Source organism: Vibrio sp. SCSIO 43140 (assembly GCF_023716585.1).
Lineage (GTDB): Bacteria > Pseudomonadota > Gammaproteobacteria > Enterobacterales > Vibrionaceae > Vibrio > Vibrio maritimus_B.
In genome coordinates this window covers 1959645-1969917 of record NZ_CP071851.1, presented here as the reverse complement: position 1 = coordinate 1969917, position 10273 = coordinate 1959645, and the positions used below count along the sequence as shown (strand labels likewise).

Genomic DNA, 10273 nt, shown 5'->3' with positions numbered 1-10273 from the left:
TTTACTTTCCTAAGGCGTGACTGCTAGACTGATGCAAATGGCTGCATTGCGTGCAGTTTCTTGGTCATAAGTTTTAAAAACTTGACCTATTGATTTAAAACTGACAGGCGATGAATGGTTGCGCCAGGTAATTTATTAATATGTGCCTAAATGCCTATTGTCTTCCATTTGGAAACGAGAGAAATAAACTCAATCCCATTTTTTGCTTTAGTTTCATCAACTAACAAATAAATAGAAAAATACTTGTAGAAATCCATCATTCTCGAATTTGAGAGACCTAATTTCTTTTTTGAGACAGATGATTAAATAGCTTGCCAAAACATACTCAATAGTTGAGTTGTCTGATATTACCTTTATACAACAAATAAAAACTCAACCTTTTCGCAACGCAGTGTTAACGAATGAGCTAGGTAATATTACAGAGCAACCCGGTCGTCACTGGGTGACTCAAGGAGTCGAACATGAGTGGTTTTTCATTATTTGGTGCAGTGCAGGTTTCAGGTACGTTAGTGGTGGATGCTCAGGGGAGGCTGACAGTCCTTCCTGAGGGATTAGATCCTCGTCCGGGAGATGTCGTAATCGACATTTTAGAGGATGCAGAAGTCGGTGAGGATGTGAACGTCGTCGTTGTCCAAGATGATGGCTCAGCGAGAACGCTTGAGATAACAGCATTGGATGCAGACGCGATCATCGCACAGATCGAATCTGGACAAGACCCGACGGATGTAGAGGGTCAAGAGACTGCAGCAGGTGAAGAAAATGGCTCGAGCCCGACCACTACTGGAGTTATTGAGCGTGACGGCACTCAAGTAATTGCGTCTACTCAGTTCGACACGACAGGTTTGGAAGCGCAGGGGCTCACAGCTACGCAATCTCTAACGCTATTGCAGTTTTCGCTGCCGGCTCCCATAGAACCAGTAGGACCCGTTTCAGTTGTTTTGAACGGTCCTGACAATGTCATTGAAGGCTCTGTTAATAACGAATTTACAGTTGCCCTAGGAGAATCTGCCCCTGTTGGTAGTATTGTTAACTTGGTTTACGAATATATTTCCGCTTCAGGGGAAGATATCGTCGAAGTGGCCGAGGCCATTGTTAGTGAGGACGGCGTAACTGCAGCTTTCAATCTCCAAACTATCGATGATAACTTGGCTGAAGGGACAGAGACTTTTGTAATTAGAGTTAGCAGTGTGGTGAACTCCGAGGGTGAGCCTGTTTTTGATGAGCTCGATTTAACCGAAGCGAGTCATCAAGTAACAATAACAGATGAGGACGATCCAGGTGAAGAAGACACCGTTGTCGTAACCCTCGAGGGACCCTCCGATATCGCTGAGGGTGATGTAAGTAATAAATACACCGTCACTTTAAGCAGCCCAGCGCCAGTGGGCACCGTCGTGAACCTCACCTATACCTACACTACAGCATCGAACGAAGACATCGTTGAGACTACTCAAGCAGTGATTGGGGAGGATGGCCAGACGGCGACGTTCACCATCCAAACTGTGGACGACAACCTCGCTGAAGGCAGTGAAGCGTTCACGGTCAGTGTAGCAAGCGTGGTGGATGGCGACGACAACCCTATTTTCGAAGCGCTGGACTTAACCAACGCCAGCCTAGAAACCACGATCACGGATGAAGAAGACCCAGGCCCAGAGGACACGGTTGCCGTGACCCTCACCGGTCCAAGCAACATTGTAGAAGGTGAGGAGAGTGCCGCTTATACGGCCACGCTAAGCAGTCCTGCTCCGGTGGGCACCATCGTGAACCTCACCTACACCTACACCACGGCGTCCAATGAAGACATCGTTGAGACGACTCAAGCGGTGATTGGGGAAGATGGCGAGACGGCGACGTTCACCATCCAAACCGTGGATGACAACCTAGCCGAAGGCAGTGAAGCGTTCACGGTCAGTGTTGAGAGTGTGGTGGATGGTGACGATAACCCTATCTTCGAAGCGCTGGACTTAACCAATGCTAGCTTAGACACCACGATCACGGATGAAGAAGACCCAGGTCCAGAGGACACGGTTGCTGTTACCCTCACCGGTCCAAGCACCATCGTGGAAGGCGAGGAGAGTGCCACTTATACGGCCACGATAAGCAGTCCTGCTCCGGTGGGCACCATCGTCAACCTCACCTACACCTACACCACGGCGTCGAACGAAGACATCGTTGAGACTACTCAAGCAGTGATTGGGGAGGATGGCCAGACGGCGACGTTCACCATCCAAACCGTGGATGACAACCTAGCCGAAGGCAGTGAAGCGTTCACGGTCAGTGTTGAGAGTGTGGTGGATGGTGACGATAACCCTATCTTCGAAGTGCTGGACTTAACCAATGCTAGCTTAGACACCACGATCACGGATGAAGAAGACCCAGGTCCAGAGGACACGGTTGCTGTTACCCTCACCGGTCCAAGCACCATCGTGGAAGGCGAGGAGAGTGCCACTTATACGGCCACGATAAGCAGTCCTGCTCCGGTGGGCACCATCGTCAACCTCACCTACACCTACACCACGGCGTCGAACGAAGACATCGTTGAGACTACTCAAGCGGTGATTGGGGAAGATGGCCAGACGGCAACGTTCACCATCCAAACCGTGGATGACAACCTAGCCGAAGGCAGTGAAGCGTTCACGGTCAGTGTTGAGAGTGTGGTGGATGGTGACGATAACCCTATCTTCGAAGCGCTGGACTTAACCAATGCTAGCTTAGACACCACGATCACGGATGAAGAAGACCCAGGCCCAGAGGACACGGTTGCTGTGACCCTCACCGGTCCAAGCACCATCGTGGAAGGCGAGGAGAGCGCCACTTATACGGCCACGATAAGCAGCCCTGCTCCGGTGGGCACCATCGTCAACCTCACGTACACCTACACCACGGCGTCGAACGAAGACATCGTTGAGACTACTCAAGCGGTGATTGGGGAAGATGGCCAGACGGCAACGTTCACCATTCAAACCGTGGACGACAACCTGGCTGAAGGCAGCGAAGCGTTCACCGTCAGCGTAGAGAGCGTGGTGGATGGCGACGACAACCCTATTTTCGAAGAGTTGGATTTGACCAACGCCAGCCAAGAGACGAGTATCACTGATGAAACGGATCCGGACGACCGAGACGCGGCCGTTGTCACGCTGACCGGTCCAAGCACCATCGTGGAAGGGGAAGAGAGTACCGACTACACGGTGAGCCTGAGCACGCCAGCGCCAGTGGGCACCATCGTCAACCTCACGTACACCTACACCACGGCGTCGAATGAAGACATCGTTGAGACCACCCAAGCGGTGATTGGGGAAGATGGTCAGACGGCGACGTTCACCATCCAAACCGTGGACGACAACCTGGCTGAAGGCAGCGAAGCGTTCACCGTCAGCGTAGAGAGCGTGGTGGATGGCGACGACAACCCTATTTTCGAAGCGCTGGATTTGACCAACGCCAGCCAAGAGACGAGCATCACGGATGAGACCGATCCGGACGACCGAGACGCGGCGGTCGTCACGCTCACCGGTCCAAGCAGCATTGTGGAAGGGGAAGAGAGTACCGACTACACGGTGAGCCTGAGCACGCCAGCGCCAGTGGGCACCATCGTCAACCTCACGTACACCTACACCACGGCGTCGAATGAAGACATCGTTGAGACCACCCAAGCGGTGATTGGGGAAGATGGCGAGACGGCGACGTTCACTATCCAAACCGTGGATGACAACCTAGCCGAAGGCAGCGAAGCGTTCACCGTCAGTGTGGCAAGTGTGGTGGATGGCGACAACAACCCTATTTTCGAAGAGCTGGATTTGACCAACGCCAGCCAAGAGACGAGCATCACCGATGAGACCGATCCGGACGACCGAGACGCGGCCGTCGTCACCCTCACCGGTCCAAGCACCATCGTGGAAGGCGAGGAGAGTGCCACTTATACGGCCACGATAAGCAGCCCTGCTCCGGTGGGCACCATCGTCAACCTCACGTACACCTACACCACGGCGTCGAACGAAGACATCGTTGAGACTACTCAAGCGGTGATTGGGGAAGATGGCCAGACGGCAACGTTCACCATTCAAACCGTGGACGACAACCTGGCTGAAGGCAGCGAAGCGTTCACCGTCAGCGTAGAGAGCGTGGTGGATGGCGACGACAACCCTATTTTCGAAGAGTTGGATTTGACCAACGCCAGCCAAGAGACGAGTATCACTGATGAAACGGATCCGGACGACCGAGACGCGGCCGTTGTCACGCTGACCGGTCCAAGCACCATCGTGGAAGGGGAAGAGAGTACCGACTACACGGTGAGCCTGAGCACGCCAGCGCCAGTGGGCACCATCGTCAACCTCACCTACACCTACACCACGGCGTCGAATGAAGACATCGTTGAGACCACCCAAGCGGTGATTGGGGAAGATGGTCAGACGGCGACGTTCACCATCCAAACCGTGGACGACAACCTGGCTGAAGGCAGCGAAGCGTTCACCGTCAGCGTAGAGAGCGTGGTGGATGGCGACGACAACCCTATTTTCGAAGCGCTGGATTTGACCAACGCCAGCCAAGAGACGAGCATCACGGATGAGACCGATCCGGACGACCGAGACGCGGCGGTCGTCACGCTCACCGGTCCAAGCAGCATTGTGGAAGGGGAAGAGAGTACCGACTACACGGTGAGCCTGAGCACGCCAGCGCCAGTGGGCACCATCGTCAACCTCACGTACACCTACACCACGGCGTCGAATGAAGACATCGTTGAGACCACCCAAGCGGTGATTGGGGAAGATGGCGAGACGGCGACGTTCACTATCCAAACCGTGGATGACAACCTAGCCGAAGGCAGCGAAGCGTTCACCGTCAGTGTGGCAAGTGTGGTGGATGGCGACAACAACCCTATTTTCGAAGAGCTGGATTTGACCAACGCCAGCCAAGAGACGAGCATCACCGATGAGACCGATCCGGACGACCGAGACGCGGCCGTCGTCACGCTGACCGGTCCGAGTACCATCGTGGAAGGCGAGGAGAGTGCCACTTATACGGCCACGCTAAGCAGTCCAGCGCCAGTGGGCACCATCGTCAACCTGACGTACACCTACACTACGGCATCCAATGAAGACATCGTTGAGACCACCCAAGCGGTGATTGGGGAAGATGGCGAGACGGCGACGTTCACTATCCAAACCGTGGATGACAACCTAGCCGAAGGCAGCGAAGCGTTCACCGTCAGTGTAGAGAGCGTGGTGGATGGCGACGACAACCCTATTTTCGAAGCGCTGGACTTAACCAACGCCAGCCAAGAGACGAGTATCACTGATGAAACGGATCCGGACGACCGAGACGCGGCCGTCGTCACGCTCACCGGTCCGAGTACCATCGTGGAAGGCGAGGAGAGTGCCACTTATACGGCCACGCTAAGCAGTCCAGCGCCAGTGGGCACCATCGTCAACCTGACGTACACCTACACTACGGCATCCAATGAAGACATCGTTGAGACCACCCAAGCGGTGATTGGGGAAGATGGCGAGACGGCGACGTTCACTATCCAAACCGTGGATGACAACCTAGCCGAAGGCAGCGAAGCGTTCACCGTCAGTGTAGAGAGCGTAGTCGATGGCGACGACAACCCTATTTTCGAAGCGCTGGATTTGACCAACGCCAGCCAAGAGACGAGCATCACGGATGAGACCGATCCGGACGACCGAGACGCGGCGGTCGTCACGCTGACCGGTCCAAGTACCATCGTGGAAGGCGAGGAGAGTGCCACTTATACGGCCACGCTAAGCAGTCCAGCGCCAGTGGGCACCATCGTCAACCTCACGTACACCTACACCACGGCGTCGAACGAAGACATCGTTGAGACCACCCAAGCGGTGATTGGGGAAGATGGCGAGACGGCGACGTTCACTATCCAAACCGTGGATGACAACCTAGCCGAAGGCAGCGAAGCGTTCACCGTCAGTGTAGAGAGCGTAGTCGATGGCGACGACAACCCTATTTTCGAAGCGCTGGATTTGACCAACGCCAGCCAAGAGACGAGCATCACGGATGAGACCGATCCGGACGACCGAGACGCGGCGGTCGTCACGCTGACCGGTCCAAGTACCATCGTGGAAGGCGAGGAGAGTGCCACTTATACGGCCACGCTAAGCAGTCCAGCGCCAGTGGGCACCATCGTCAACCTGACGTACACCTACACCACGGCGTCGAACGAAGACATTGTTGAGACCACCCAAGCGGTGATTGGGGAAGATGGCGAGACGGCGACGTTCACCATCCAAACCGTGGATGACAACCTGGCGGAAGGCAGTGAAGCGTTCACCGTTAGCGTAGAGAGTGTGGTGGATGGCGACGACAACCCTATTTTCGAAGAGTTGGATTTGACCAACGCCAGCCAAGAGACGAGCATCACTGATGAAACCGATCCGGACGACCGAGACGCGGCCGTCGTCACGCTGACCGGTCCAAGCACCATCGTGGAAGGCGAGGAGAGTGCCACTTATACGGCCACGCTAAGCAGTCCTGCTCCGGTGGGCACCATCGTCAACCTGACGTACACCTACACTACGGCATCCAATGAAGACATTGTTGAGACCACCCAAGCGGTGATTGGGGAAGATGGCGAGACGGCGACGTTCACCATCCAAACCGTGGATGACAACCTAGCCGAAGGCAGCGAAGCGTTCACCGTCAGTGTAGAGAGCGTAGTCGATGGCGACGACAACCCTATTTTCGAAGAGTTGGATTTGACCAACGCCAGCCAAGAGACGAGCATCACTGATGAAACCGATCCGGACGACCGAGACGCAGCCGTTGTCACGCTGACCGGTCCAAGCACCATCGTGGAAGGCGAGGAGAGTGCCACTTATACGGCCACGCTAAGCAGTCCTGCTCCGGTGGGCACCATCGTCAACCTGACGTACACCTACACTACGGCATCCAATGAAGACATTGTTGAGACCACCCAAGCGGTGATTGGGGAAGATGGCGAGACGGCGACGTTCACTATCCAAACCGTGGATGACAACCTAGCCGAAGGCAGCGAAGCGTTCACCGTCAGTGTAGAGAGCGTAGTCGATGGCGACGACAACCCTATTTTCGAAGAGTTGGATTTGACCAACGCCAGCCAAGAGACGAGCATCACTGATGAAACCGATCCGGACGACCGAGACGCAGCCGTCGTCACGCTGACCGGTCCAAGCACCATCGTGGAAGGCGAGGAGAGTGCCACTTATACGGCCACGCTAAGCAGTCCTGCTCCGGTGGGCACCATCGTCAACCTGACGTACACCTACACTACGGCATCCAATGAAGACATTGTTGAGACCACCCAAGCGGTGATTGGGGAAGATGGCGAGACGGCGACGTTCACCATCCAAACCGTGGACGACAACCTCGCTGAAGGCAGTGAAGCGTTCACCGTCAGCGTAGAGAGTGTGGTGGATGGCGACAACAACCCTATTTTCGAAGCGCTGGACTTAACCAACGCCAGCCAAGAGACGAGTATCACTGATGAAACGGATCCGGACGACCGAGACGCGGCGGTCGTCACGCTCACCGGTCCAAGCAGCATTGTGGAAGGGGAAGAGAGTACCGACTACACGGTGAGCCTGAGCACGCCAGCGCCAGTGGGCACCATCGTCAACCTCACGTACACCTACACCACGGCGTCCAATGAAGACATCGTTGAGACCACCCAAGCGGTGATTGGGGAAGATGGCGAGACGGCGACGTTCACCATCCAAACCGTGGACGACAACCTCGCTGAAGGCAGTGAAGCGTTCACCGTCAGCGTAGAGAGTGTGGTGGATGGCGACGACAACCCTATTTTCGAAGAGTTGGATTTGACCAACGCCAGCCAAGAGACGAGCATCACGGATGAGACCGACCCGGACGACCGAGACGCAGCTGTCGTCACGCTGACCGGTCCAAGCACCATCGTGGAAGGCGAGGAGAGTGCCACTTATACGGCCACGCTAAGCAGTCCTGCTCCGGTGGGCACCATCGTCAACCTGACGTACACCTACACTACGGCATCCAATGAAGACATTGTTGAGACCACCCAAGCGGTGATTGGGGAAGATGGCGAGACGGCGACGTTCACTATCCAAACCGTGGATGACAACCTAGCCGAAGGCAGCGAAGCGTTCACCGTCAGTGTGGCAAGTGTGGTGGATGGCGACAACAACCCTATTTTCGAAGAGCTGGACTTAACCAACGCCAGCCAAGAGACGAGCATCACCGATGAGACCGATCCGGACGACCGAGACGCGGCCGTCGTCACGCTGACCGGTCCGAGTACCATCGTGGAAGGCGAGGAGAGTGCCACTTATACGGCCACGCTAAGCAGTCCAGCGCCAGTGGGCACCATCGTCAACCTGACGTACACCTACACCACGGCGTCCAATGAAGACATCGTTGAGACCACCCAAGCGGTGATTGGGGAAGATGGCGAGACGGCGACGTTCACCATCCAAACCGTGGACGACAACCTCGCTGAAGGCAGTGAAGCGTTCACCGTCAGCGTAGAGAGTGTGGTGGATGGCGACGACAACCCTATTTTCGAAGAGTTGGATTTGACTAACGCCAGCCAAGAGACGAGCATCACGGATGAGACCGACCCGGACGACCGAGACGCAGCCGTCGTCACGCTGACCGGTCCATCCAGCGTTAATGAGGGTGATTTCACTGGAGTATATACGGCACTTTTAGATAGTGCTGTTCCAGAGGGTTCGATTATCAAATTTACATACACTTATACAACAGCCTCAAACTTGGATATTGTAGAGACCTCTCAAGCCACAGTTGGTGATGATGGTTTAACAGCAACATTTACCATTCAAACGCTGCAAGATGGCGTGATCGAGGGTGATGAAGTGTTTAGCGTTAGCGTTAGCGCTGTAGAAACTCCAGAAGGACAACCAATATTTGAAGCGCTCGACCTATCTCAAGCGACTCAAGATACGACGATAGTCGAGCTTAACAATCCACCAGAAGTTACGGATTTCGAGCTCTATGCAAGCGACGACAATATCCCGCTCGACTTCTCTGACTTCATTACGGACTTGGAAGATGACCAAGACCCTGACAAAGTCACCATGATAAAAATCGAGGAGGAACCTGCATTCGGTCAGCTCTACTTTATCACTGATGTCAACGGTGACCCTGTACGATTCGACCTAGAAGCCGGGGATATGATCGCGGAAACTCATGATATCTATTACGATGTCGACGTGGCGTTTGATGCCACGATTGATGGCTTTACAGGTGACCTGGCTGAGCTAGAAGAGCAAGGGATCATTTTAACCGGTGGTACCTATGCGGGTGACGCTCCTCATGACAACTTAACGCAGGAATCGATAGGCTTTGATGGCGCAGGTGTTCTAAAACAGAGAGGTTATTTTACTCAGCGAGCAGCCGAGAGTGGCTCGGGTAAAGAGACTGAATCTGCAACTAAAGAGTACATGTCAGTCAAGTTCCAAAGTGGGTTGGTGAATACCCTCGCGATCGGAATTGGTGCAATGACAGGGTCGTTTAACAATGGCGATTCGAAAGTCTTTGTTTATCTCTATGCTGATGGTGTGTTGCTTGACCCTGATCCAATTGTTGTGAACGGCCCTGATAGCAGTTCATCGAAGCAAGCGTTGATAAACGTTGACTCCGATGTTGCTTTCGATGAGTTCAGGATCATCCCTGTAGATGATAGTGGCCAGAATGCGGGGTTTGTGCTCCAAAGCATAGAAATCATTGAGGCACAGATTGAAGATCAGTTCGTGTATAGCGCGGTTGATGCTGATGGTCTTGCTAGCACGGATACCGCTACGGTTGATGTGAATATCCTTTCTAAAGGTAATCTAGACCTGACTGATGAACTCGATTATGCAGTGCAAGGCGGCAGCGGTGTGACCGTGATACATGGCACAGACGGTAACGATCTGCTTATCGGCGGTGCCGGTGATGATGTGATGACTGGTGGTGAGGGTAACGATATCTTTAAATGGGCAGAATCTGATCTCGACGGTGGTTATGACATCATCAAAGACTTCTCGCAAGAGGTTGGCAATGATGACGTAATTGACCTTTCAGACCTGTTTGATGATGACGATACCTTAGCAGACCTACTGGCTGCCGATGTTATTCAGTCAGAGGAGTTGAATGGCAATACGGTCATTAGTATTGATAAAGGCAATGACAAAACGGTCAGCATTGAACTGGAAGGCGTTGTAGGCGTCGACCTTAGCACTATTCTCATCATAAATGAGCCATAGAGCGAGGGCCGCAATGTAAAAGGGAAGTCTAA

Annotated in this window: 1 protein-coding gene; it reads left to right on the top strand. The window is 54.0% G+C overall.

Features of this window, described 5'->3' with window-relative positions:
• Positions 1–461 precede the first annotated feature (461 nt).
• Entirely contained in the window at positions 462–10241 is a 9780-nt protein-coding gene (locus J4N45_RS27110) for a Calx-beta domain-containing protein (protein WP_252015947.1), read from the top strand.
• The last annotated feature ends 32 nt before the right edge of the window (positions 10242–10273 follow it).